The sequence below is a fragment of the Pseudomonas sp. B16120 genome (genome assembly GCF_044218845.1).
GTDB classification, from domain to species: Bacteria; Pseudomonadota; Gammaproteobacteria; order Pseudomonadales; family Pseudomonadaceae; genus Aquipseudomonas; species Aquipseudomonas paracarnis.
In genome coordinates, this window is sequence record NZ_CP162588.1 from 2,279,976 (window position 1) to 2,305,803 (window position 25,828).

The 25,828-nt window shown below is 61.5% G+C and carries 19 protein-coding genes; 4 read left to right on the forward strand and 15 right to left on the reverse strand.

Features of this window, described 5'->3' with window-relative positions; genetic code table 11:
• Window position 1 precedes the first annotated feature (1 nt).
• Window positions 2-403 (reverse strand): GFA family protein, encoded by a 402-nt coding sequence (locus AB4P90_RS10905; protein ID WP_032873644.1) that lies wholly within the window; start codon window positions 401-403, stop codon window positions 2-4.
• A gap of 98 nt (window positions 404-501) precedes the next feature.
• On the opposite strand from AB4P90_RS10905, the gene AB4P90_RS10910 reads away from it, so the two are divergent.
• A complete protein-coding gene (locus AB4P90_RS10910) occupies window positions 502-960 on the forward strand; it encodes an SRPBCC family protein (protein WP_019818740.1) in 459 nt (152 codons plus the stop codon).
• A gap of 56 nt (window positions 961-1,016) precedes the next feature.
• Here the strand turns inward: AB4P90_RS10910 and AB4P90_RS10915 are convergent, their stop codons facing one another.
• A complete protein-coding gene (locus AB4P90_RS10915) occupies window positions 1,017-3,776 on the reverse strand; it encodes an autotransporter domain-containing protein (protein ID WP_395605883.1) in 2,760 nt (919 codons plus the stop codon).
• Between the two features lie 189 nt (window positions 3,777-3,965).
• Here AB4P90_RS10915 and AB4P90_RS10920 point away from each other — a divergent pair, with 189 nt between their 5' ends.
• From AB4P90_RS10920 to AB4P90_RS10930, 3 genes are all read left to right on the forward strand, one after another.
• Complete coding sequence (locus tag AB4P90_RS10920; protein ID WP_395605884.1) at window positions 3,966-6,323, forward strand: DNA polymerase II; 2,358 nt, start codon at window positions 3,966-3,968, stop codon at window positions 6,321-6,323.
• Window positions 6,324-6,371: 48 nt separating this feature from the next.
• Window positions 6,372-7,004 (forward strand): glutathione S-transferase N-terminal domain-containing protein, encoded by a 633-nt coding sequence (locus AB4P90_RS10925; RefSeq protein WP_032903754.1) that lies wholly within the window; start codon window positions 6,372-6,374, stop codon window positions 7,002-7,004.
• A gap of 152 nt (window positions 7,005-7,156) precedes the next feature.
• Window positions 7,157-7,735 (forward strand): DUF4174 domain-containing protein, encoded by a 579-nt coding sequence (locus AB4P90_RS10930; RefSeq protein WP_019818734.1) that lies wholly within the window; start codon window positions 7,157-7,159, stop codon window positions 7,733-7,735.
• A gap of 36 nt (window positions 7,736-7,771) precedes the next feature.
• Here AB4P90_RS10930 and AB4P90_RS10935 read toward each other — a convergent pair whose 3' ends face one another.
• The 13 genes from AB4P90_RS10935 to AB4P90_RS10995 all read right to left on the reverse strand — a co-directional run bounded on the left by AB4P90_RS10935 (window position 7,772) and on the right by AB4P90_RS10995 (window position 25,826).
• Window positions 7,772-9,178 (reverse strand): lipid II flippase MurJ, encoded by a 1,407-nt coding sequence (locus tag AB4P90_RS10935; protein ID WP_032903756.1) that lies wholly within the window; start codon window positions 9,176-9,178, stop codon window positions 7,772-7,774.
• A complete protein-coding gene (locus tag AB4P90_RS10940; protein ID WP_014717831.1) occupies window positions 9,178-9,999 on the reverse strand; it encodes an acyltransferase in 822 nt (273 codons plus the stop codon). The genes AB4P90_RS10935 and AB4P90_RS10940 overlap by 1 nt, the downstream gene beginning before the upstream one ends.
• Window positions 9,996-11,399, reverse strand: a complete 1,404-nt coding sequence (locus AB4P90_RS10945; RefSeq protein WP_019818732.1) for an O-antigen ligase — start codon at window positions 11,397-11,399, stop codon at window positions 9,996-9,998. The genes AB4P90_RS10940 and AB4P90_RS10945 overlap by 4 nt, the downstream gene beginning before the upstream one ends.
• Entirely contained in the window at window positions 11,399-12,502 is a 1,104-nt protein-coding gene (locus AB4P90_RS10950) for a glycosyltransferase family 1 protein (RefSeq protein WP_032903758.1), read from the reverse strand. Before AB4P90_RS10950 ends, AB4P90_RS10945 begins: the two co-directional genes overlap by 1 nt.
• Window positions 12,493-13,707 (reverse strand): glycosyltransferase family 4 protein, encoded by a 1,215-nt coding sequence (locus AB4P90_RS10955; RefSeq protein WP_395605885.1) that lies wholly within the window; start codon window positions 13,705-13,707, stop codon window positions 12,493-12,495. The genes AB4P90_RS10950 and AB4P90_RS10955 overlap by 10 nt, the downstream gene beginning before the upstream one ends.
• 22 nt (window positions 13,708-13,729) lie before the next feature.
• A complete protein-coding gene (locus AB4P90_RS10960) occupies window positions 13,730-15,070 on the reverse strand; it encodes a beta-xylosidase (protein WP_032903762.1) in 1,341 nt (446 codons plus the stop codon).
• Window positions 15,067-16,248 (reverse strand): glycosyltransferase, encoded by a 1,182-nt coding sequence (locus tag AB4P90_RS10965; protein ID WP_014717836.1) that lies wholly within the window; start codon window positions 16,246-16,248, stop codon window positions 15,067-15,069. Before AB4P90_RS10965 ends, AB4P90_RS10960 begins: the two co-directional genes overlap by 4 nt.
• A complete protein-coding gene (locus AB4P90_RS10970; protein WP_073843227.1) occupies window positions 16,248-18,227 on the reverse strand; it encodes an exopolysaccharide transport family protein in 1,980 nt (659 codons plus the stop codon). The genes AB4P90_RS10965 and AB4P90_RS10970 overlap by 1 nt, the downstream gene beginning before the upstream one ends.
• Window positions 18,228-18,291: 64 nt before the next feature.
• Window positions 18,292-19,107, reverse strand: coding sequence for a polysaccharide biosynthesis/export family protein (locus tag AB4P90_RS10975; RefSeq protein ID WP_395605886.1), 816 nt, complete (start codon window positions 19,105-19,107; stop codon window positions 18,292-18,294).
• 6 nt (window positions 19,108-19,113) lie between these two features.
• Window positions 19,114-20,025 (reverse strand): glycosyltransferase family 2 protein, encoded by a 912-nt coding sequence (locus tag AB4P90_RS10980; protein ID WP_014717839.1) that lies wholly within the window; start codon window positions 20,023-20,025, stop codon window positions 19,114-19,116.
• Complete coding sequence (locus AB4P90_RS10985; protein ID WP_032903768.1) at window positions 20,025-21,485, reverse strand: mannose-1-phosphate guanylyltransferase/mannose-6-phosphate isomerase; 1,461 nt, start codon at window positions 21,483-21,485, stop codon at window positions 20,025-20,027. Before AB4P90_RS10985 ends, AB4P90_RS10980 begins: the two co-directional genes overlap by 1 nt.
• Window positions 21,485-22,924: an undecaprenyl-phosphate glucose phosphotransferase gene (locus AB4P90_RS10990; protein ID WP_014717841.1), complete on the reverse strand. Its 1,440-nt coding sequence runs from the start codon at window positions 22,922-22,924 to the stop codon at window positions 21,485-21,487. Before AB4P90_RS10990 ends, AB4P90_RS10985 begins: the two co-directional genes overlap by 1 nt.
• A 415-nt stretch (window positions 22,925-23,339) precedes the next feature.
• On the reverse strand, window positions 23,340-25,826 hold the full coding sequence (locus AB4P90_RS10995; protein ID WP_395605887.1) for a TonB-dependent siderophore receptor: 2,487 nt from the start codon (window positions 25,824-25,826) through the stop codon (window positions 23,340-23,342).
• Window positions 25,827-25,828: the final 2 nt, after the last annotated feature.

The following is a 25,828-nucleotide window of genomic DNA, read 5'->3' on the forward strand; positions in this document are numbered from 1 at the left end:
CTCAAACCCTCCACTCGTCCCAGCGCGCTACGCCGTCATAGGCCAGCCAGGGCACTTCATGGGCCGTCCAGATATGCGAGGTGGGCCTGGCGCCCGGATCATCATCTAGCGTCGCCACCCGCACGATCACGTGGGGCTGATGCCCACGTTCAGCAATTAGATGCGCGCCGCAACGCGAGCAGAAATGCCTGAATTTGCCCGGCGAAGATTCAAAGGACGACAGCAGCTCCTCACCCTGCGTCCAGCGAAAATGCTCACGCATCACCCCGGCCGTGGCAACAAACGCGGCCGCGTGTGCCTTGCGGCAGCTTTCGCAGTGGCAGTGGCTGATGGGCATGTCCAGGCTGTCGACTTGGTAGCGCACACCTTTGCACAAGCAACTTCCATTCAGTGGGTCAGTCATAACCTATGGCCAGGCAAGGAGGGGGTCATCATCATCGCGCACAACGCAAGGTTGCGCATTGGTTGATGTCGCCTAGTGTTCAGTGAAGGAGGTGACTCATGCACGTATTAGATCGCATCGAACGCAAGGTGCTGCTCAGCGCATCACGTAAACAGGTCTGGGAGGCACTCACGCAGGCCGAGCAATTTGGTAACTGGTTCGGTATCGCGCTTAAAGGTAAAACCTTTGTGGCCGGAGAAACCATCGAAGCGCCAATTACCTACCCAGGTTACGAACATGTCGTGTGGAAGGCCAGGATCGAACGCATCCTGCCCCAAACGCTGTTTTCTTTCTGGTGGCATCCTTTTGCAGTGGAAGAGGGCGTCGACTACGACAAGGAAACACCGACGCTGGTGGAGTTCACGATTGAGGATCGCGCTCCAGGCATCCTCTTGCGGGTCGTCGAGTCCGGTTTTGACCAGATCCCCGAAGCGCGGCGCCAGAAAGCCTTCAAGATGAACTCCCGTGGCTGGGACGAACAAATGAGCAATATCGAAAGCTATCTGAATCAAGCCTGACCCGAACGGGCATCATGGTTGATGCCCGGCTTCACGCCAGCGTGCATTCGATTGCTTTAGAAACTCATCTGCCACTGGCCGACCACCGCATGATTGCGGCTATTGCTACCCAGCTCGCCGTTATAACCGACACTCAGGTTCTGCTGCGCAGACAAACCCACCGCCAACCCCACTTCAACCATCAAGCCGTCGCGGTCCAGTGCGCTGCCTTCAATATTGAACGCGTCGCCGCCAATCAAAAAAGCCTGCCGAGTCTTACTGTCGACATTGCCATAGAGGTGCCGCCAGCCGAAGCTGGCCCGCGGGGTCAGGCTGATGCCATTGTCCAGTTGGCTCAGATGAGCCAGGCGCACCCCGAAGGTACTGCTGACATTGTCCTGGGTTTGTGCATCCACCTTGAGTGAAGCATCGCCGCCTTTCTCGCGGTAGTTGTCGCGGTGATAGCGCTGATAGCCGAGGTTGGCGAAGGGTTCGATATTCAATCGGCCGTTACCCAGCATGTAACCCATCTCGGCAAAGGCTTGCTGGCTATTGGCATCGTAATCACCCTTGGGGCGCTCGCTGAAACCTGCGAATTCCACTGTGCGCTTGTTGTTACCCCTGTGCTGGCTGTACGCAGCCCCCAGGCGCAACGCAACTGGGCCATCCTGGCGTACGGCATATGCCCCCGCGTGCCAGCTGCGCAATGAATTATCGACGTTGTGGCTGTCCATATCGGTCTTCGAATAGCCGCCCAGTACACCCAGGCGCCAGAGAGGCGACAAGGACCAGTCAATACCCAGCAGACTGCCTTGTGTGCGTTGCTGTGAAGACGCATTGCCGTGTTGACCATCAAGCTTGCCGTAGCTGCCGATACCTTGCAGCCACACGCGGCCTCGCGCGTTTGGATCATTCAAGTTGCGGGCACTGCTGGGGATGCCACTTATGGCCAGCTCAGGTGTTTGTACTGGATTAAGCCCGACGAGCAAGCTTGAACTGCTGCTCATCTGGCGCATGGCCGACAGCATGGACGTGGCCACCTGGCTGCTGGCCGTCAGTGTGGCACTGGCGAGGTTGGCGTTGCTGCTGCCTGCCAGGGCCTCGAGCGCGGCGCTGGCCGTAGTCTCCGAGGTGGCCAGCAGCGCGTCGTAGAGCGGGTTGGGGTTTCGCATCATGGAGGGCGGGGGGAAACTGCCATCCCAGTTGCTCCAGTGGCGCCACGTGATGGACTCGATGCTGTTGACTGCGTGGGCGGCGTTACGGGTACGGGCGTAATCGATGAACTCGACATCGTTGCGTGTGTAGCTCAGGTTCACCCGGTTATTGTCGTAGCTGAGTGTTGGCGTCAGGAAGGCGTAGTAGCTGCGCAGGTTGGAGTCATCAAAGGTCCCCGTGATGCTGCCTGCTTGCAGGACCGTGTACGTGCTGTGCCAGGGATAGTCCATCGAGTAACCCGGCTGCGGCCACAAATAGGCACCGTTGAGGCTGGCATTGCCGACCACATGGGTTGTCGCAGCACTGCCGTCGGGATAAGTAGCGAACTCGAATGCAGAGCCTGGCTTCATGATCAGGTTGCCGTTGACCTGAGGAGCGCCGACAACGGTATCCGTGATCAATCTCCCGCTGACGGTAAGATTGTTGACTGAGCCTCGGCCCCGGTAAGTCGCGCCTTGGTCGACGATCACGTCACCAGCGATGTTGCCCTGGTTGTTTAAGTGACCATTGGCAGAGAGGCGTGCGCCTTCGCTGAAATCGCCGCGACCATTGAGTACCCAGTAGCCGCGACTCACTTGTAGTACGTCAAAATTGCGCGTCGCCTCGACCGTCCCGTCGGGTTCACGCGTATCTGAAGGATAATATTGGTAGCCCTCCAGAATCATGGTGTTATGCCCTGCGCCGCCGTCAACTAACCCCTCAAAACGGGCGCCGGGGTACAGCGTCAAGGTGTCGTTGCCGCCCCCCATGTCCAGGGCTACACCATTACTCCCGCTGATCAGGGCACCGTTAAATACCCGGTCGTCGAAATTACCGATAAAGCGCGCGCCATAGCCATCAAGCCCACGCAGGTCGACGAAATTTCTCAGCTCCGTTGCGCCGGTTGCCGGCCCATCATGGCCATCACTGACTAAGAGGCCATTGTTGGCACCTGTGATTGAGCCGGTACGTGGAATGCCTGTGGAAGGATCAAACCTGCCGCCGTTGAACAGGTAGCCACCGCCAATCGATACCCCATCGCTGGTGTTGGCTCGTCCATTTTTGTCCGCTCCACCGGCGCCCCATGCCCGGATAACGCCAGAGTTTTCGATGTGGGCAATGCCTCCTATGCGTAGGCCATCGCCGTCGATATTCTCCAGGCGTCCTTCTCGTGCGCCAGTGATCGTGCCGTCGTTGTAAACCGTGGCATCACCCGTTATCGAAACCCCAGCGCCGTCACGTCCGGTAAGCGTGCCATTATTGCTCAGCAAATTGAGTTGTTCGCCTGAGATTGCATGCCGGGCGCCCGAGATTACCCCGGTGTTGTCGATGCGCACATCGGTCGCAGCGCCCAGGCTGATCGCGTCTAATTTATCGGCACTGATCGAGCCGTCATTTTGAATGAAGACATTGCGTTGCCAATCAGGCAGGTTTTGGCGAACGCTGACGGCGGTCGTATGGGTGGTGATGCTGCCGGTCTTGGTCACCCACAAACTGGGATTGTAAAAATAGCCACTGCCCACGGTGAGCGGGGTATTGGTTGGGGTATCGATGAATGCTTGAGCAAGGCTGGCAGGAGAAAGCGAGGCGCCGGAAACAATCAACGAAATAGTCAGGGCCAGACGGCGGGGGACGAACGACATGCGCGAAATCCTTTTCTTGAATCGCGCTATCTTCCTATATAGCCATTTGATATTGCCAGCGCATTCTTATCCTAAAAAGCGATGACATCCTTTTTATGATATTGCGCGCTAGATGTGCGTTTACCCGACGCCTTGGCCCGGATGCCGAGTAGAATCACGCCCTGAACGCGATTCTTGAGGTGCGGTACGGTGGATTTAGAGCAGGGGTTTGTCCTGACCCGGCATTGGCGCGATACCCCGGCGGGTACCGAGGTCAGCTTCTGGCTGGCCACCGACCAAGGGCCACGGTGCATTCGCCTACCCGTGCAGACCTCGGTGGTGTTCATCCCGCAAGCCCACCGCAAGCCGCTCGATTGGCTGCTCAAGGGTGAACGTGATCTCGAGTTGCGCCCCTTGCAGCTATACGACTTTCATCACCGCCCGGTTCTGGGCCTCTATGCGCGCCAGCACCGCCAGTTGATGGATATCGAGAAGCGCCTGCGCGCTGCCGGAGTCGATGTCTACGAAGGTGACGTGCGCCCGCCGGAGCGCTACATGATGGAGCGTTTTATCACCGCTCCCGTCTGGTTCGGGGGCACCGCTGATGCAAGCGGCACCGTGCTCGACGCGCAGATGAAGCCTGCCCCCGACTATCGCCCGCCCTTGAAGCTGGTGTCCCTGGATATCGAGACCACCGCCCAGGGCGATCTGTATTCCATCGCCCTCGAAGGCTGCGGCGAGCGCCAGGTGTACATGCTCGGCCCGCCGAACAAAACCGACGCGGTGGATTTCAAGCTCGACTATTGCGACACCCGTGCTCAACTGCTCGAGCGCCTCAACCAATGGCTGGCCACTTTCGACCCCGACGCGATCATCGGCTGGAATGTGGTGCAGTTCGACCTGCGCGTACTCCACGAACACGCCCAGCGCCTGAACGTGCCGCTGTTGCTGGGGCGTGGCGGTGAAACCATGGCCTGGCGCGAACACGGCAGCCGCAATCACTACTTCGCGGCGGCGGCGGGGCGGTTGATCATCGACGGTATCGAAGCGTTGCGCTCGGCCACTTGGAGTTTTGAATCCTTCAGCCTTGAAAACGTCGCGCAAACCCTGCTTGGCGAAGGCAAGGACATCTCCACGCCGTACCAGCGCATGGACGAAATCAACCGCATGTTCGCCGAGGACAAACCCGCCCTGGCGCGCTACAACCTCAAGGACTGCGAACTGGTCACGCGGATTTTCGAGAAGACCGAGCTGCTCAAGTTCTTGCTCGAACGCGCCAGCGTCACCGGGTTGCCGGCCGACCGTAACGGCGGCTCGGTGGCCGCCTTCACCCACCTGTACATGCCGTTGATGCACCGCCAGGGTTTCGTCGCGCCGAACCTGGGTGACAAACCGCCCCAAGCCAGCCCCGGCGGGTTTGTCATGGACTCGCGCCCGGGCCTCTATGAATCGGTGCTGGTGCTGGACTACAAAAGCCTTTACCCATCGATCATCCGCAGTTTCCTCATCGACCCGGTCGGCTTGATCGAAGGCCTCAAGCATCCTGACGACAGCGACTCGGTGGAAGGCTTTCGCGGCGCACGCTTCTCCCGCACCCGGCATTGCCTGCCGTCCATCGTCACCCGGGTGTCCGAAGGCCGCGAAGAGGCCAAGCGCGAGCGCAATGCGCCGTTGTCCCAGGCACTGAAGATCATCATGAACGCCTTTTACGGTGTGCTCGGCTCCAGCGGCTGCCGGTTCTTCGACACCCGGCTGGCATCCTCGATCACCCTGCGGGGGCACCAGATCATGCGCCAGACCCGCGCGCTGGTTGAGGCCCAAGGGTACGAGGTGATTTACGGTGACACCGACTCCACCTTCGTCTGGCTGGGCAGCGCGCACTCTGCGCAGGACGCCAATCGCATCGGCCTGGCGCTGGTGCAGCACGTCAACGACTGGTGGCGCGCGCACCTGAGCAACGAGTACGGCCTGCAAAGCGCCCTGGAGCTGCAATACGAAACCCACTTCAGCCGCTTCCTGATGCCGACCATTCGTGGCGCCGAGGAGGGCAGCAAAAAGCGCTATGCGGGCCTGGTCGTGCGCGAAGATGGCGGCGAAGAAATGGTCTACAAAGGCCTGGAAACCGTGCGCAGCGACTGGTCGCCCCTGGCCCGGCAATTCCAGCAGGAACTCTACCAACGCATCTTCCATCGCCAACCCCATCAAGACTACATACGCGATTACGTGCGGCGTACCTTGAGCGGCGAATTCGATGAGTTGCTGATCTACCGCAAACGCCTGCGCCGGCCCTTGCACGACTACGAACGCAACGTCCCGCCCCACGTACGCGCCGCGCGACTGGCGGACGAGTACAACGATCGCCTGGGCCGCCCGCGCCAGTACCAGCGCGGTGGCTGGATCAGCTACGTGATCAGCGTCAACGGCCCGGAACCGCTGGAAGTGCGGCAGGCGCCCATCGACTACGACCACTACGTCACGCGCCAATTGCAGCCCGTGGCTGACGCAATCCTGCCGTTCGTGAATGACGATTTCGGTACCCTGGTAGGCGGGCAGATGGGGCTATTCTAGGTAATCACCACAGGCTCAATATTGCCCATCGCTCAGGAGGAAACGCCCATGTACACCCTTTACGGCACCGACGAATCCGGATCCTGCATGATCGAAATCGCCCTGCAGCGCTGCGCAGTGCCGTGGCATCGCGTGCAGGCCAGTTCCTGGCAGGACGGCGAGGGTAGCGACGCCCTTGCACGTATCAATCCACTCAAGCAGATCCCCACCCTGGTCACTCCAAATGGCCAGGTACTGACCGAAAGCGCCGCGATCCTGATCCACCTGGGCCTGGAGTATCCCAAGGCCGAGTTGCTGGCTGGCGATCGTACGCAGATCCTGCGCGGCTTGCTGTACATCGCCGCCAACTGCTATTCGGCGATCGGCATCATCGACTACCCGCAACGCTGGTTGGGCAACGCCGATGAGGCGCAGCAAGCACAACTGGTCAGCGGCACACGGCGCTACCTGCATCAGGCCTGGGTCGTGTTTGCCGATCAGTTTGCCGGCCAACTGTTTACACCCAGCAACGCGCCGAATGCACTGGGCATCATGGCGGCGGCGGTATCGCGTTGGGACGACGCGCGCGAGGTGCTCGGCAACCTGGCGCCGGGCTTTGCGCAGAGCCTGGAGCGGGTAGACGCCGACCCTGTCGTGGCCCCCGTTTTTGCCCGGCATTGGCCGCAGTGGAAGGTCTCGTAACCGGAAGAAACAATGACCAGGCCACTGTCCAAGCCCTTGCGTAGCGGGCTTCCTGACCTACGCTTCTCAAGGTGGTGTAGGAATCATCCTTGAATTTGGCTGTCGCAGACATGAAACTCAAGAACCCTGCATGGAATTCAAAGGAGGTGCGCATGCTCATCCGGTCGCTGACCCTGGCTACCTTGATGGCTTTTACGGGGCCGTTGTTGGCCGCTGATGATAATCCGCTCAAGCAGGAGTTGGGCAAGACGCGCCCCCTGGTGGTCGTGGAGCTTGATGCTGGAAACCCGACACTGGCAACGCTGAAGAAACAACTGGAAGAGGCTGCCACCAAGCAGTCCTTCGAAGAGCGCAGCATGGTGTTCTATACCGTGAAGTTCGGCAGCATTGGCGCTGAAGGAGAGAAGTTCGCCAAGGACCCAAAGGACAGCAAAAAGCTCACGCCGCCTGAAACCAACGCGCTGATCCGCGCCCTCAAGCTCGGCGTCGGCAGCGGCACCAAGGTGATTCTGATCGGCAAGGACGGTGAGAAGAAACTCGAAAAAACCGTGCCACCGGACAGCCTTGACCTGAAGGAGTTCTTCAGCGCCATTGACCAGATGCCTCAGGCGGAAAAGGAGCTTGCCGCACCTGCGGAGCCGGAGCCTGTTCCAGCCGCGCCAGCGGCTGCGGCCAAGGGCACCAAGCCCGCCAAGCCCGGCAACAAAGCCCCCAAGCCGCTGGAAGATTGAACAGGTCCCCTCCCACCGTTCTGGTGGGAACCGGCCTCAGGCTTTCCACGGCTTGAGCCAAAGCCCCAACCCCACCAACACCAACGCGCCGGCCAGGCTACTCAACCCCAACTGCCACCCATCGTTGTGCAAGGGGTGCAGGGCCAGCGCCGCCACACCCAACAGCACCCCGCTCAAGCCCCACTGCAATGGCCAGCCCAGTTGGCCGAGCAGTTGCTGGCGGTGCATCAGCAACAAGTTCGTCACCACGACGCCACCCAACGCCGCCAAGGCGATCCCCGGCAGGCCGATACAATAGGGCAGCACCACCAGCAAGGCGGCGTTGACCAGGCTGCCCAGCAGTTCGCAATTGAGCGGCAGGCGCGTGTCGCCGCTGGCATAGGCATAGCGAGCGAGCATCGCGTTCCAGGCGCCAAACACCAGAGGCGTGGCGAACCAGGCCAGCAGCGCCGGCAGTGGGCCATCGACGCTCTGGGCGGGCATCAGCAGATGGATCAGCGTGGGGCTGGCGCCAATCAGGCCGAAGGCCGCCGGCAGGCTCAGCAGGGTCGCTGCATCCAGGCCGCGACGCAGCAGGGCCAGGCGCTGCTGACCTTGTTCGCCGCTCATCATGCCCAGCAGCACTTGGTTGAGGCTCATCAGGGCGATCAATGGCAGGTTGATCAGCTTGCGTGCGAGGTTAACCCACGTCACCGCGCCTTCCCCCAGGAAACTGGCGATCAATCGCTCCAGTAGCGCCAGGCCCTGGCTGGCCACGTTGCTGGCCAACAACGGGCCGATGCGGCCCAGCAATTCGCGGCCTGCCAGCGGGTCGCCGCTGATCTGCCACGGCCGCCAGCCGAAAGACCAGACCGGCACCAGCAACGGTAGGCACATCAACACACTGCCGGCAAAAAAGCTCATGGCCAGTTCGGCACTGTCGCTGGAGCTGCCACGGATAAACAGGTACAGCACCGGTGGCAGATTGAACAGTAAAGAGCCCAGGCCCGGCAGGACAAAACGTTGGCGTGCCTGTAAGGGAATACTGAACAGCCCATGCATCACCAGGCCCGGCGCACAGGCTGCCAGCCAACGCAAGTTAGCGGCGGCTTCGGCATGGGCCGCCACGTCCAGGCCGGGGCCGATCAGGCGCACCCACAGTGGCGCGCCCAGCGCCAGTACGGCAAACAGCGCCAGGCCCACTCCCAGCAGGCGTGGGGATAGGCTGGCCAGCCAGGCCTGCTGGCGGTGTGGGTCGCGTTGTTGATAGAGGGGCAGGGCAGCCGCCGCAAGCAGGCCGGCGGCCAGGGTCATGCGCAATGCTTCGGGCAAAAACACCGCCACCAGAAACCCGTCGCTGCGACTGCCCGCGCCCCAGGCCGCCACCAGCAGCCATTCGCGGGCGAAACCGGCGACCAGCCCTGCGAGGGTCGCGATGGTCAGCCAGAGCGTGCTGCCGAACATCAGTGAAACAGGGTGAACAGGCCTTTGCCACCCACCTTGTAGTTCAGATCATGGCAACGTTCGCCCATGATTTTGGCCCCGGAACCGCCAATGATTTTGTAGGGGGCTACTGCCTTGGCCACCACGGTATTGGCGCTGATCACTGAACCATAGCCCAGGTGCGTGCCGTAGCCGATCAACGCCCGGCTGCCGATCCACACGTAGTCGTCGATGTAGATCGGCCCGGAAATCGACCAGAACTCTGGTGCCTGCAAATCATGACTGCCGGCGATGATCAGCACGTGGGAGGCGATCGCCACGTGGTTACCGATCACCAGCCCGGCGCGGGCGTCCACCTGGCAATGCCAACCGATTACCGAATCGTCGCCGACCACCAGATTGTGCATGCCCAGCACCTCGGTGTTACGCCACAAGCTGGAGCCCTTGCCGATCTTCGCGCCACCCAGGCGCAGCCAGGCGATGCGTACATGGTGGCTGGGGATCTTGTTGATCAAGATGTTGTAGGCCATGTCCCAGACACTGCGCCACCGGTCTTTGACGGTCGCCCAGTTTTTGCCGTAACGCGGCAGTAGCTGGGCCGCAAGGTCCTGTTTCATCCGGTGGAACAGGCGGCGCGCCACCGGGTGCTCAATCGCGGTTTCCAGATCGATGGAGCTGATCCAGAAGCGCTTGTTGTCGCCTTCGCCTTCTTCAAATACCACGTCGTTGGCCAGGCACCAGTCCAGCGCCTCTTCCAGGTCCGGCAGGCTCACGCCCATTTCAGCGGCCAGCGTGGGGAGGCGGTCACGCAAGTCGGTGGAGTGGATCATCCGGTGCTTCATGGTTGGTTATCCTTTGGCGCAATAGCAGCAACAGGGGCGGTAATGGAGGGGCGCAGACGCACCTGTTGCAGGCTCATGCCCATCAACAGCCAGAACAGCGCGATCAGTACAAAGGTGAAGCTGAAATAATGGTCGAAAATCCCCGTCAGCAGTGCCGCCAACACACCACAGAGGCACCCCAGCCACAGCGCATTGTCGGCGGTGACTTTGCGCACCTGGCCCAGGGGGCGCACTTCGCGCCACCACAACAGGGTGACGGTGATAAACAGCAGCATCCCTGGAATGCCGACTTTGTAGATGAAGTTCAGCCACAGGTTGGAGATCCCCAACAGATTGGAGCCGGGCACGGGCGGGTCGATCTTGAAGCCGATCCCCAGGGGGTAGGTCGCCATGGCGGTGGGGAACCGGGCGTACTCGTCAAAGCGGATTTCGGTACTGGCGTTGGTGGTCGAGAAGATGGTCAGCAAGCGCTCCTGCAACGGCGGATAGAACATCACCAGCGCAACGGCGAACGCCGCCCCGATACCGATAATGCGTCCGCTGTTCGGCACGCGCTTGTAGGCCAGCCAGATCAATACCAGCGCCAGGGCCACGATGGCACCACGGGAAATACTCAGCAGCAGGCCGGCACACCCCAGCACCGCCACCGCCAGGCCCAGGGCCCGACGCCAGCCGCTGCGGGTCCAGCCATAGAACAGCGCCAGGGGAATAAACAGCACCAGCACGCCACCGGTCAGGTTGGGGTGCACCCAGGGCGAGGCCATGCGCGTGTAGTTGGCAGAGAAAATATCCTTCACCGCTTCCGGGTGGGCGTATTTGAGGTCGGTGAGAATATCGATCATCGACATCGCATTGCGCGTCTTCAGGAACATGAAGATCGACAGCAGCAGCATCGCCAGGTTACCCAGCAACAGGGCGACCACCACCTTGTCGCGGTCAGCGTCGGTGCGCAGCAACAGCGGCACGATAAACAACATCGACAGGTTCATCAGCCAGCGCACCCAGTTCACCGGCCCGTTGCCTTCGGCATGGATGATCAGCATGCCCCAGATAAACGGAATGGTGCTGAACAGCATCAGCCACATCAGCGCCCGCTCGGTCGGTCGCCACAGCATGAAGCCACGGGTCTTGCCGATGAACGATTGCCAGAACACCCCGACCCAGGTCAGCCCCAGCACCGCCTCGCTGACGGTGGTGCGGATGCCCAATTGCAAGGTGGTGTAGGGAATACTGGTGGCCAGTACCGAGAAAATCAGCAAGCCCCACAGGGGAAAGCGGATCAGGGTCAAGGCCACGGCCACACCGGCTACCACCAGCATGACCTTGATCGGCGACAGGGCCAACAGCAACCCGCCGAACACCAGGCCCAGCAGCAGACTGACGAATTTTCCTGGCAGCATTAGCGGTCCAATTCCTTGAGCAAAGTGTCCAGGCGCGCGCGATAAGCCGGTTCGGCAAATTGCCGGGCCCAGGCGCGGTGTGTTTCGCCGTCTTGCGTGGCCTCGGCGCCGGCCAGTTGTTGCATGACCTTGTGCAGTTGCTCGGCGTCATGGGGGGCGAAGCGCGGGGCATCGGGCGGCGCGATTTCATCCAGGGCGCTGCCGCGTGCCACCGCTACTGGCGTGCCGACACTCAAGGCTTCCACCACCGGCAGGCCAAAGCCTTCGGCATAGGATGGCTGCCACAGGCACGCGGCATGACGGTAGAGCGCTTGCAGTTGCCCGTCCGATAAACCGCTGCACCAATGCAGGCCCGGCAGCTCACCGAGTGCCGCCGGTACATCGCTGGCGTGGCCCACCAGAACCAAGTCCGGCACATCAGGGTTCAGCGCACGGCAGGCCTGCCATTGGCGCAGAAAGAACTCCATGTTCTTGCGCGGCTCCCGCGTGCCCACCACCAGCCAGTAACGCGCCGGCAGGTTGGCGGGCAGCGGTTCTGGCGCTGCATTCAATTCGGGCACCAAGTTGTTCAGCACGCGGAACTTGGCCCGTGCCCAGGGGAACAGGCGCGCGGCTTCATTGCAGGAAAACTGCGACGGGCACCACACCCGATCAGCCTGCCACACCGACCAGGCAATCGAGGCCCCGTCGATCAGGCGGTAGGCCAGGGCCTTGAGTTTGGAGCGATGGAAGTTGCGGTGGGTCAACTGAAACAGGTCATGCAGCACCAGTACATAGCGGGTGCCGGCGGGTTTACGGCACAACGGCAAGCCCATATTGGCGGTGGCGATGTACAGGTCGATCTGCTGCTCGTGCAGCGCCCTGGGCAAGAACCCGCGCTCGAACCGCAGGCGCACTTGTGGGCGTTGCAGGCCGTCCAGCGGGCTGGCCCAGGCCGGGCAAACGGCAGTCTGGCGCTGCGGATGCTCCAGGGGCGCTTCGCTGAACAGCACCACCTCGGTGTTGCCCCGCGCGCGCAGGGCGTCTTCCAGGGCCACGACCTGGCGGGCGATGCCCGAAGACGGCGCAACCGTGGCGGGGCGATAGTCCAGGGCTACGCGCATGGCTGAGACTCCTTGGCGGTGAGCAAGCTGCGGTAGAGGTGCTCCAGTTCATTAGCCGCCACCGCCCAGTCGTGGTATTGCCGCGCGTAGTCGCGTGCCGTATCCGCCAGTCGCCCAGCCAGTGCCGGTTCATCCAGCAGGCGCACAACGGCGTCGGCCAGGGCCTCAGCGTTTTCGCCGGCCAAGTAATGTACCTGTGGCTGTACCGCCAACCCGGACACGCCCTGGGCCGTGCTCACCAGCGGCAAGCCGGCGGCCATCGCCTCCAACACCTTGAGCTTGGAGCCGCCGCCATGGCGCAACGGGGCGACAAAACCGGCGCAGCGGCGTTGCAAGGCACACAGGTCGGGAACAAACCCCAGCCACTCGATACGTTCATCGGGCCAGCGCTCGCGCCAGTGTTCGGGTAAGCCATAGCCGACCACTGCCAGGCGTGCGCTCGGGCACTGCAACCAGAGCCTGGGGAAGATCTCGTCGAGCAGCCACTGCACGGCGTCCAGGTTCGGTGCGTACTCGTAATTGCCGACGAACAACAGGCGCTGGCTCTGCGCATCGGCGCTGACCTCGGCAAAGGCGCGGCTGTCGACCCCATTGACCACCACGCTTACCGGCGTCGAGGACAACGGCCGCATGGCCTGAGCGTCCGCCTCGGTCACGGCGACCACATGAGCGGCGGCATCGAACGCCTTGCGTTCCCATTGCCGGCAGCGCCACTGGTCATACTGTACAAACGGTGCGGCCCACTTGGGGAAACGGTCGTAAGTGGCGCCGCCGAGGCTCGATTCCAGGTTGTGCTCGGTCAGCACAAACTCGCGCCGTTGCTGCTGCAAGGTGCGCAGAAACGGCTGCAGGCTGTAGCTGTGTTCTACCTGAATCACGTCCCAGCGCTCATTCAACAGTTGCGCAAACTGGGCCTGCAACGGTGCCGACAGGCCGTTGACCGTGGTCAACAGCGGCCAGGGCGCGAACAGGCCGCCGAGCAGGGTCAGCGGATGTTTCAGCGGCCGGCGTGGAACCATGATCAGGCGTTCAAGCAACGGCTCCAAGGCCGCATGCGCCGCGTCATCGGCCGGCGTTTTCGATTGCGCCAGCAGCGTGATGCGATGCCCGCGCTCACTCAAGGTGCGCAGCAAATGGTACTGCCGCGTCTTGCCGCCGCTGGTGGTCGGCCACGGCAGGTAGGGCACAATCCAGAGGATTCTCATGTACAGCTCTCCATGCCCGGGGCTACCACACCAGTATCTGCAAACTTGGCTTCACCGCTGGGCGAATACCGTTGTCGTCGCTCAGGGTTTGCCGGGCGCCGGTCAGCGGGTCCAGCAGTTCTGCGTGTTTGATGCCGGGCAGGCTGATGCTGCTGCCTTTGGCGCTCCAATACATCAGCAGGTGCTTGCCGTCAGGGCGGGTCCAGGCCACGCTGTAGAAGCTGTCCGGTACATCCTGCAACTGCGGCGTGTTGCCGGGTTCAAGCGTGGGGCCGGTAATCTCCAGGAAGCGGGCGAGGGCGGTGTATACCGGCTTGGGTTCGCCATCAAGGTTCAACAGGCCGTAATGCTGGTCGCGTGGCGAGGCGCGTTGGTCGAGGTCGGACAGCGCGAACAGGAAAATCTTCTGGTAGTCCTGGGACGCCATCAACGCCAGGCGGCGCAAGGTGTAGTCGGCCTGCCCGTCGATACCGATCAGGTCCTGCATCTCCTTGGGGCCGGCGTAGCTGGACCAGCCCCACTCGGTGGCCCATACGTTCTTGATCCCGGCGCCGTGCAGCATTGAGTTGAGTTGATCACCGCGCAGCAGCACTTCGTTCTTGCCCGGCTCATCGGTTTCCGGGGTCATCGAATAAGGGTGATAGGCCGCGACCATGCCCAGGTTTTGCACACCCAGCGCGCCGAGTGCTTCAAACATCAGGGTTTTGCCACGCGGCGGCATTTGGCTGTAGTACGCCATGCCGCCCATGACCTGCAGTTTGCCGGGCGCGGCAAGGTTCAGGGCCTGGTGACTGGCCAATAACAATTGCCCGTACTCCTTGGCGTCGACTTTGGGGCGCCAGTTGTTCGGCAGGTTCTGCTCGTTCCACACCTGCCAGGCATCAATAGTGGGGTAGCGTTTGGCCAGAAGTGCCAGGCGCAACGCATACACTTCCGGATCCCGCGGTCGGTACTGATCCTGGAACTGCGCACCCTTGGGGGCGGTGGTGATAAAGGGCGCCGAGCCCACCAGGTAAAACACCGAGCGGATTTTTTCAGCGGTCAGGGTGCGGTCCAGTTCATCGAAGGTGTTGAGCTGATAACCGTCTTCTTTGGGTTCCAGGCGATCCCAGTGCAGGTCGACCCGCACCCATTGCAATCCAAGCTTTTTATACTGTTTGATCTGCTTGTGGTACTGCTCGGGTGTGAACCACAGAAAGTGTGCGTTTACGCCGAGAAAGTCCTTCCAGACGACGGTGCGCTCCGGGGCCAGGTTCACCGGCTGCGCATCGACTTTTTCACTCAACAGCAGGGCGCTACCGACGGCGATTGACAGCGCCAGCGGCAAGTAGCGCCACAGTGGGCGAACGGATGACAGGTTCATCGCAACGGCTCCTCACAAGCATCCCGAAATAATTCAGCAAACCGCTGGGCCGTGTTGGCCCACTGGCGTTGGTGGCCGATTTCTCCAGCCCGGGCGGCCCATTGCTGCGCCTGTTGCGGGTCAAGGATCAAGCGGCTCAAGGCGTTGCTCAAGGACGCTGTATCGCCCTGCTGATAGGTGATGCCATTACCGCCAGCCACCTCTTCGGCAAAGGCGCGGGCGTTGGAGGTGATCACCCCGCGCCCGCATGCATTGGCCCACGACAGCGCGCCACTGGTGCCGCGCATTTGCCCTAGGAAACTGAGTTTTTTCGATTCGCGATAGGGCAGCACCATCACGTGGTGCGCCTGGATCGTAGAAGGGATCTGCGCCGATGGCAGGTCCAGTTGCCAGTCCACCACATCCTCAAGATGCAGGGCGCTGATCTGCTCGCGCAGGCCATCAAGGTAGTTGCCGGCGGGGTCAAAGGTCATTTCCGGCGCGGTGCCACCGGCCAGGGTCAGGCGTACCTGGCTTCGGCATTGCGGGTGGGCGGCCAGTGACTGGGCCAGGGCCTGGAGCAGGTCTTCAATGCCCTTGCCACGGTAGATAAAACCGAAATACAGCAGGCGCAACGGTGCCAGTGGCGGCAACGCCTGGGGCACGATGGGCAGGTTGCCATGGGCAATCACCGCCACCTGTTGCGGGTGCAGGCCCATGCGCTGGCGCAGGCAGTCGCCGCCCAGGCGGGTGAGGGTGATCAGCCGGCGCATACCTTTGGCCAGGCGCCGCTCTTCGTGCAAGGTCAACGGGTCGGCCAGCAGCGCCGCCGCCTGGGGCAGCGGATGGGGCAGGCGTTCAAGTAGGGTCAAGGGGAAAAACAGCTTGGCCCGGCGCCAGATCAGGCGCTCCGGGTCATGCACCGTGGCGGTCAACGGCAGGTGCGGTTGCGCCCGGCGCAGGTACTCCAGCGCCTGGAACTCACCGAAGCGCCCACCCCCCAGTTCGGCATGCACCAGGTCCACGCCGCGCCAGTCGAAGGCCTGCAGGCGCTTCAACTGTTCAGGCAATTCCAGGCAGCCGGCGAGCGGGGTCACCACCTCCAGCCCCTGTTCGATCAACGCATGGCGCAGATGCGCGGCGTAATCGGCGATCCCGGTCTGCTCCGGTGGCAGCGGCGCCAGCAGTGCGATACGCATCAGGCCGCCCCGCGCCAGCTGTTGAGTCGTGCCAGCACCTTGGCCGGCACTTCGAAGCGACGGCGGTTGAGGATCATGCCGTCGACTTTGCCGAACGCGGTGGTCAGCAACGACACGGCATTTTCGATCGTCGGTACGGTGCTGGTGCGGGCCTCGATCACCAGTACGATCTGGTCAGCGCGGCGCAGCGTCAGGAAGGCCTGCGGGTTGGAGGACAGCGCCGAGGCGTCCAGCAGCAACACCTCACCCGGCGTTGGCGCGCTCGCCCCATCGACCGAGACGCGGTGACCACGTTCCTCCAGCAGACGCTTGAGTTGCGAGGCGATAAAGGTCACACCCTCGCCATGGCGCGCCGAGGTCAGGCCCAGGGCAAAACCGTCGGCGGCAATGCGATCCAGGGGCAGCAGGCTGTACAAGCGGTAGAGGCTGGCGGTGACGGCTGCCGGCGTTGCGTCTTGCACATCGGGAATGCTGCTCCACAGCGGCACATGGAACATCTCCTGCAAGCGCGTGCCATCGTGGATGCGCTGGTCCAGCAGGTACAGCACATAGATGGTCAGCAAGCCCACGGCCACGCCGGCGGGAATGGCGAACAACAGCATCAGCAGGCTCTTGGGAAACACGCGGGCCGGGTTGAGGGTGGCGTGTTCGATCAGGGCAATGTTACTGATCTGGCTATTGTCCAGTTCGTGGTCGATTCGCGCCTGTTCAAGATTGTCCGAGTACAACGCATAGCTCTTTTCGGCCGTGCGCAGTTGTTGGCTCAGGGTGTTGAGTTGCGGTTCATCGGTCATCGCCTGGTCACGCTGGGCGCGCAGTTCGGCAAGGGTCTTGTCGTAGTTCTCGATTTCCCCGGCCAGTTTGCGCTCTTGCAACTGGGCGTCGATCATTTGCTGTTTAACGTTGATCACCAGGCTGTTGGGCGCGGTGTTCTGCGAGCGTTCCAGGCGTGTAGCTTCCTGGGCGCTGAGGGCTTCCATGTCGCGGATGTTCTGCTCGATCTGATTGACCTGCGGCGTGCCCGGCAGGTAAGTGCGCAGCAGCCGAGCCCGCTCCACTTGCAGCGCATTGAGCTGGCGCTTGAGGTCGAGCTGGGTGGGGTTGAGGCTGGTTTCGCGCATCGTGACCACGTCTGCCGGCTGGCTCTTGATCTGCTGGCTGGCGTTGGCCAGGAGGCTGCGAATCCCCGATATCTGGTTCTGTGCGCTGACCTTGGCATCGGTGACGCGGTCGATCTGGTTGGTCAGGTTCTTCAGGCGTGCATCGACACTGATCGAGTCGATCTGCTTCAAGCGGCCTTGCAGCTGATCTTTCAGACTCTGGATGTTCTCTGCCACCTTGGCGCGTTCGGTTTCATAGAAGGTGTGCAGGCTCTTGCGCCCGAGAATCCGCGCGCGTTCTTCGAGGTAGGCGTTGACCCATTCCTCGACGATTTTTTGCGCCACCGCCGGATCGTCCCAGGTGAAGGAAATCTCGATCACCGAAGAACCCGGCTCGTGACCGGCGGTGAAGTTCTTCTCCAGTGAGGTCGCCAGGCGTTCCAGCGGACTTTGTTTCTCGGCAAGGCCGACGAACTGCAGCACACTACGAATGCCATTGATGACTTCGCCCACGCCCTTTTTGATGTAGAACTTGGTGACCTTCCAGAAGCCTTGCGGCGGTTCGGCGGTCATCGCCATATAGCGCTCGGCGACGATATGCACGATGGGCCGGCCCGTGAGCATTTTTTCTTCGTCGACAATCGGGTCGTGCTGGGTGCTCGGGGCAATCAGCGTCTGACGGTTGGCGGCTTCGATCGGCAACGTGGTGTTGTCCCGGCCCGGCTTGACCAGCAAGCGCGCGTCCGACTCGTAGCGAGCCGGCAACAGGAAGGCACCCAGCACGGCAACGACGATCGTGGTGATCACGGCCAGTTTGAATTCGCGGCGGTAGATGAAAAACAGCCGCAGCAGGTCGCGAAGAGAGCGGATTTCGATCACAGGATCACTCCATGGATGGGGAGGTGAAAGCTTCTATTTGTTGGAAGGGTGTGATCATTAATGACTAAAAACATGTACCACCCCGACAGTCGACGTTGTTGCCGCTATTTTTCACGTCACTCTGGTTTAGGTCGTAGTTCAAGCCCACACCAATCCCTTTATTGATCGGAAACAGCTTGGTGAAGTACATATCCACAGCCTCCACCGTCGCGCCGATGCCCGACTGCGGCACAAAGATCAAATCGCCACGCTGCAACGCCACCCGCGGGTGATTGGGGTTGGTCAGCATGCTCTCCAGGCTGATGAAGTACGTCCTGTACTTGCCATCGGGCCCGGTACGCAGCAAGGCCACGTTGGAGGCATCCGCCGAGGGCAATACGCCACCGGAACTGAGCAGCGCCTGCTCGATGCTGACGTTGCCGGCCAGGTCGAAAAATGCCGGGTTGGACACCGCGCCGCCGATAAACACCTTGTTGCTCGGTGCGCTGGCGATGTTCACCGTCACCGCAGGTTCGCGGTAGATGCGCTTGTACTTCTCGGTGATCTCCTTGCCCAGGTCTTCGGGCGTGCGCAAGGCCGCCTTGACCCGGCCAATGTTGGGTACCGAGATCACGCCGTCGGGGCGCACCACGAATATCGTCATGTCATCGGCCGCCGCCGGCTCCTGGGCATCACGCACGATACGCAGCGAGTCGCCGCTCTGGATCAGCACCTGCGGCGGTGGCAGGTCGGCCAGGGTCAACGCCGCTTGATGGCCGGCCTTGAGCGTAGTGTTGTCAGGAAGCGGCACCCGCGCCGGGGTCGAACAACCGGCCAGCCAGATTGAGGTGCTCAAAAGGCCGAGCAGGGTAAGACGGAAACGTCGGTTGATAGTCTTCATGACGGCTCAAGTCCAGTAGGTGGAAAACATGCCCAGGCGCCGTTTAAGCGCGTTGGGCAGGTGGCGTTCAAGGTGGCCGAGGCGATAGCCCAGCAATTTAAAGGCACTGCGCACCACCACTTCGGGGGCGCGGTACAGCGCGTTGGCCTCGCGCAATGCGTGCAGTTCGGCCAGCACATAACGTTTGCCTTCGCCGCCGGCGTCGCCAAATGCCTGGCGAATCCACGGCTCGCGGCCGTAGAACACACCGATGTCGAAGTAGCGGCGAAACTCTTCCAGCAAGCGGTAATCGTGGGAGTGATACACCTGCGCACTCGCGGCATAGCGCACCTGGTAACCGGCCAGCAGCATGCGCGCGGCCACATAGGCGTCTTCACTGCCAATCACATCCCGGGGGAAACCGCCCACCGCGCTCAGGGCGCTGCGCCGGTACACCGAAAACGAGTCGGAGCTGAAGCAGGTCTTGATGCCCAGTTGCGCTGCATCGTCCAGGCGCTTGGTGCGGCTGGCCGCCGGGTAATTGAAGTGCCGCGACTGCGCGCCGAGCACGCCGGCGCCGGGGTGCGGCAGCTGCCGTCCATAGGCCACGCCATTGAGCGGCTCCAGTTGCAGCTCGCTGATCAGGTTGGCGAAGGTCTCGGCGGTGGCGGGAATCGCGTCCTGGGTCATCACGATCAAGGCGTCGCCGCCCACCTGTTCACTGGCCCAGCGCCGGGTGCCGCCGTGGTTGAAGTCGCGGGCATCAATCACCTCCACACGTGCGCCAAACTCGCGAAAGCGCGCCACGGTGTCATCGCTCGATGCGCTGTCGACCACCAGCATCTCGTCCGGTTGCAACGTCTGCATGCGCAGCGCTGGCAACAGGCGGTCCAGGTGACTGGCCGCGTTGCGGGTGGGGATGATCAATGACGTACGCATCAGGGCTTCACTTCAACTGGCGCGCGGCCGTAGATGTCGTCATAACGCACGATGTCGTCTTCACCCAGGTACTCACCGCTCTGTACTTCGATCATCACCAGGTCGATGATGCCGGGGTTGGTCAGGCGGTGCTTGTGCCCGGCGGGAATGTAGGTGGACTCGTTCATGTTGAGCAGGATCTCGCGTTCGCCATTGGTGATCATCGCTGCGCCGCTGACCACTACCCAATGCTCGCTGCGGTGATGGTGCATTTGCAGGGACAGCGAGCCTTTGGGCTTGACCACGATGCGCTTGATTTTGAACCGCGTGCTTTCCTCCAGCACCGTGTAGGTGCCCCAAGGCCGGGTGACAGTGCGGTGCAGGCTGAACGCCGGGTGATTCTGGCGCTTGAGTTCGGCAACGATATGCCGCACGTCCTGGCTGCGATGGGCGTCGGCGATCAGCAGGGCGTCCGGGGTGTCGACGATGATCAGGTCGCGCACGCCCACCGCACCGAGTACCCGCTTGGGCGAATCGATGTAGCAGTTATGTACGTCGTGCAGGATCGCCTCGCCATTGATCTGGTTGCCATTGTCATCACTGGGCGTGAGTTGGCGCAGGGCTTCCCAAGAGCCGATATCGCTCCAGCCAATGTCGCAGGGCACGACCGCAACCTGGGCGGATTTTTCCATCAGCGCCACATCAATGGAGATATCCGGCGCGGTGCCGAAACCTTCAGGGCTCAGTTCGCGCTGGCGGCTGCTGCTGTTTTGCAGGCTCTGGCTGTGCTCCAGTGCCGCCTTGGCCGCCTCCAGAACCGCCGGGGCGTGGCTGGCCAATTCTTCCAGCAGGGTGGCTGCCTTGAAGCAGAACATGCCGGCATTCCACAGGTGCTTGCCGCCGTCCAAGTAGCCTTGGGCGGTGGCTTGGTCGGGCTTTTCGACAAAGCGCTGCACCCGAAACCCAGCGCCCAGTGCCGGCCCTTGTTCGATATAGCCAAAGCCGGTTTCTGCTCGGTCAGGCTGGATGCCAAAGGTCACCAGGTAACCGGCCTCGGCCAACGCGCGGGCTTTTTCCACCGCCTGGGCAAAGGCGTCTTCATCGAGGACCAGATGATCGGCCGGCATCACCAGCAACTGCGCGTCTGCGCCGAAATGCTCCTGCACATGCAACGCAGCCACGGCGATGGCGGCGGCGGTGTTGCGGCCAAACGGCTCCAGCAGCAGGTCGAGGCCCAGGCGCTGGGTGTTCACCGCGCGGTAGTCGTCCAGGGTGCGAAACAGCAGGTCGCGGTTGGTCACGGTCAGGATGCTGTCGACGCCCGGCAAGTGACTGGCCCGCAGGAAGGTCTTCTGCAACAGGCTCTGGTCGTCGCGCATGCGCATGAACGGCTTGGGCATGTTCTGCCGCGAAACCGGCCACAGCCGCGTACCCGAACCACCGGAGATGATGCACGGGATCAATCCGTTAAGTGGGTTCATCAATAGACTTCCTTGGTGGAAAGAACGGCCGGGACCGTCATGAAAACGATGTAGAGGTCCAGCCACACGGACCATTTGGCGATGTATTCCAGGTCGTATTCGACCCGTTTCTGAATCTTGAACAGCGTGTCGGTCTCGCCGCGGTAACCATTGATCTGCGCCCAGCCGGTGATGCCAGGCTTGACCCGATGGCGCGAGCTGTATTCGCTGACCGCTTGCTCGAAAGGAATCCCGGCCGCCTTGGTGGCCGTGGCGTGGGGGCGCGGGCCGACCATCGACATATTGCCCAGCAGTACGTTGAACAGCTGGGGCAGCTCATCGATGCTGGTCTTGCGGATGATCCTGCCGACCCGGGTAATGCGCGGGTCCTGGCGCGTGGTCTGGTTTTCGGCGTTGAGGTCGGTCTGTTCGACGTACATTGAGCGGAACTTGAATACTCGGATCAGGTTGTCGTTGTAGCCAAAGCGCTTCTGGCGAAACAGCACCGGGCCCTTGGAATCGAGTTTGATCGCGATGGCGGTCACCAGCATCACCGGCGACAGCAGCAGCAGGCCGATGCTGGCCAGCAGCAGGTCTTCACAACGTTTGATAAAGGGCGACCAGCCCCGCAGTGGCAACTGCGAGGTGTTGAACATCAGGATGCCGCCCACATCGGTGATGCGGTTATGGCCGTAGCGCAGGGCGGCCATATCCGGCACCAGCATGACGTTCACCGACATCTGCCGCAGGCGCTTGACCAACCCATTGATGCGCTGCTCGGCAGCCCAGGGCAGGGTGATCATCACCTGGTTGACCTGTTCGGAGCGGATCAGCTTTTCCAGGTCGCGGGTATTGCCCAGCAACGGCAGGCGGCTCAATTCCTTGGGAATGCGCTCGGTACGGTCGTCGATAAAACCGATCAGGCCGGAGCGGATGTCACTGTTGCGCGACAGGTGTTCAGCCACATGCACGGCCGTGTCGGTAAAGCCCAGGATCACGGTGCGCTGGAGGAATTTGCCGTTATCCATCAGATGGCGGTACAGGCGCAGCATCAATATCCGCTCCACGCCAAACAGCACCAGGCTCATGGAAAACCAGGCCGCCAGGTTGCGTGGGCTCAACTGGGGGAAGAGCAGCAGGATCTGGTACATGAACAGCAGGATGCAAAACGCCGAGACCCAGGCCACCAGCATCACGCGAAAACGCAGGCGGTTGCTGAACAGATCCTCGGAGTACACCCCCAGAGCCTGGAACAGAATGATGGTCAAGAGCGCAAAGAACACCAGCAGGCCCAGGTAGTGGTTGCGCATGTGCTCGGCGACGGGGTCCGGATAGAACAACAGAATAATGGCCGGCACCACAGCCGTAAGGCCGTGGATCAGTTTCACGAAAACGACAAAAAACTCAACGAAACCGGGACGAGTCAGAAACAGGCTATCGACCGACGATTTACCGCGCATAAATCAGATCCTCAATACACCACCAGAACGTTACTATTCGTTTGCTCATCCATAAGGCAGCTTTGCTTTACAAGTGGTGCAAATCGAACAACTGCTGTTGCTGGGTAATACGTAATGCCTGTTCAGACGCAGGAATTTACGGAGTGATGGCTAAATAGTGGCTCTCTTGAGGGTCCGTGTCAATGTTTTGGCTTTTTGGCCTTTGCCGTCAATGGCTCTCGTAAGGCCTCCATGATATGACGATTAATTGACATAAGAGGGGGCGCTTTCAGAAAAATCGAGAATTGATGCTGGCTTTTTGGAGTGTAGGAACAAACGTCGGGATTTGCCTGGCAGCGAAAAAAAGCTTTCTGACGATGGCAGGAAGGGGAAGTTGTAGGAGCGAGCATGCTCGCTCCTACAGGAGGGCCAGTGCCTAGAAGTTGCCTTTGAGGCTCAGGGTCAGGTTGCGCGGCTCTCCATAGAGATTACCCCAGCCTGAGGTGCCCACGGTCTGGTAGTAATTTTTATCGAACAGGTTGTTGCCATTGAGCGCCACGGTCCAGGTGTCATCCACCTGATACGACAGGCGCGCATTCCACAACGCATACCCGGCCTGTTCCAGTTTGATGGTTTGCAGCCGGTAGTTGCTGCTTTGGGCGTTGACCCCTGCGCCGACTGTCCATTTCGACAGCGCACCGTCCAACTGGTAGTCGCCCCACAAGCGCAGCATATGCCGTGGCACGTAAGTGTTGGACACCGCGCCTTCGGCTGCGCTGTCGATGTTCTTCAGGTTCTTGGTTTGCGTGTAGGTATAGCCGCCAAACACTTGCAGGCGCTCGATCAATTCGCCGCTCAGCTCGGCCTCGACCCCTTGGGCGCGAACTTTGCCCGTGTCGGTGTAGCAGTAGCCGTCGGAGGAGCTGCCGCAGCGGGTCTCGAAATCGGTTTGGGCGGCGTTTTTTTCGATGGCGCGAAACAGCGCCAGGGAGCTGTTCAGGCGCCCGTCAAACCATTCGCCCTTGATGCCCAACTCATAGTTCTCACCCATTTTCGGCTTGAGGGCCGAACCGCTGACCGTAGCGTAGGAGCTTTGTGGTTGGAAGATATCGGCGTAGCTGGTGTACACCGAAAGGTTGTCATTGAGGTCGTAGATCAGCGCGGCGAACGGCGTGACCACCCCGGTTTCCTTGGTGCGTGCATCCTGGTCGGTCCACTCGCCCCAGGCCAGGTTCAGGGACTCACGGCGGTTTTCATACCAACTGACGCGACTGCCCAGAACCAGCATCAAAGGTTCGGCCAGACGCAGGCGCAAGGTGGCGTAGGCACCGTATTGAGTGGCGGTTTCCTTGACCGTGCCGCCACGGTACATGTTGGGCCAGAAGGTGTCGTCGGCAGGTTCCGGGAAGTGGTGGTTGGGGTTGAAGACGCTTTGGCGCTGGGGCAGGTTGCGGATCGCATAGACATCGTCCTGAGTGCCACGGCTGCCATTGGCGCCGAGGATCAACTCATGTTGCAGGCCAAAGGCTTCGAATTGACCATCGATGTAGGCGTCCAGGCCGTAGTCTTTGTGATCGTAGTCCAGCAAGGCTGCATAGCTGGTGAGCGTGGGGGCCGGGTTACCATAGTCCACGGTGCTTTCGCTGGCGGCGTATTTGATGTCTTGCAGGTTGCGGCTATGCACGGCGCTGACTTTGAGCTTCCAGTCGTCGTTGAAGTGATGGGTCAGATCGGCGAACAGCGTGGTGCGCTGGCTTTGCCAATCGTTCCAGGCCTGGCCCAGGCAGGTGGAGCGGCTCAGGCCGAGGCTTTTGCCGTCGCGATAACGCGGCAGGCCGCTCCAGCACGGCGTGGAGTCGACATCCTCATAGCTGGCCCCGAAGCCCAGGGTGGTATCAGGGCTGACATCCATGTCCAGGGCCGCGTAAAACGCCTGGTCCTGACGCTTGGCAAGGTCCATGTACGAGCCACGATTCTGTTGGCTAACCGCCGCGCGGCCACGTACCGTGCCGCTGTCGTTCAATGGGCCGCCGGTGTCGAATTCGGTGTGATAGTTATCCCAGGTGCCCGCCGAGAGGCCAAGGCTGGTGGTGGGCTTGTCCTGGGGCCGTTTGCGTACGAAGTTCACCGCACCACTGGCGGTGCCGGCGCCCTTGAGCATGCCAGCAGCGCCCTTGAGGACTTCCACCCGATCATAGATCGCCATGTTCGCGCTGAAACTGTCGGCCTGTACGTAGTCCTTGCCGATATCCAGTGGCACGCCGTCGAATTGGTATTGGCCGAGCATCTTGAAGCCCCGGGAGTAAAAATACTTGCCGCCCATGGGTGATTCGTAGCTGGTGATGCCTGGGGTGCGCTCCAGCAATTGGTCGATGGTGGTGATGTTCTGGTCATCCATCAGCTTGCGGGTCATCACACTCACCGATTGCGGCGTGCGTCGCAGGCTGTGTTCGCCCTTGCCGATGGTCACGGCGCCGGTGGTGTAGGAGCCGGTGCCTTCGGTGGTGGCGCCCAAACGATCACCGGTGATGGTGGTGGCGCCCAGGTTCAGCGTCGAGCCGGCTTGCTGCTGGGGTAGCAGTAACCAAGCGTTCTGGCCCTGGCTTTGCGCCTGCAAACCCTGGCCCTGAAGTAACCGGTTCAGGGCCTGTTGTGGGGCCAGGGTGCCGCTCAGCCCCGGGCTGCTTTTGCCTGCCACGCTGCCAGCGTCATACGACAGGCTGATACCGGCCTGCCGCGCAAACTGATCAAGGGCGCCCGCCAGCGGCCCAGGCGCAATATTCCAGGCGCGGGCCTGGCGCTCGCTGCCGGGCTCCTGGGCACTTGCGGTATACGGCAAGGCGCTGGCCGCCACGCACGCGCCAAGGAGGGTGGCATTGAGGGCGTGTCTGAGGGGTGAACGTTTGGAGGGGAACGCTTGCATGA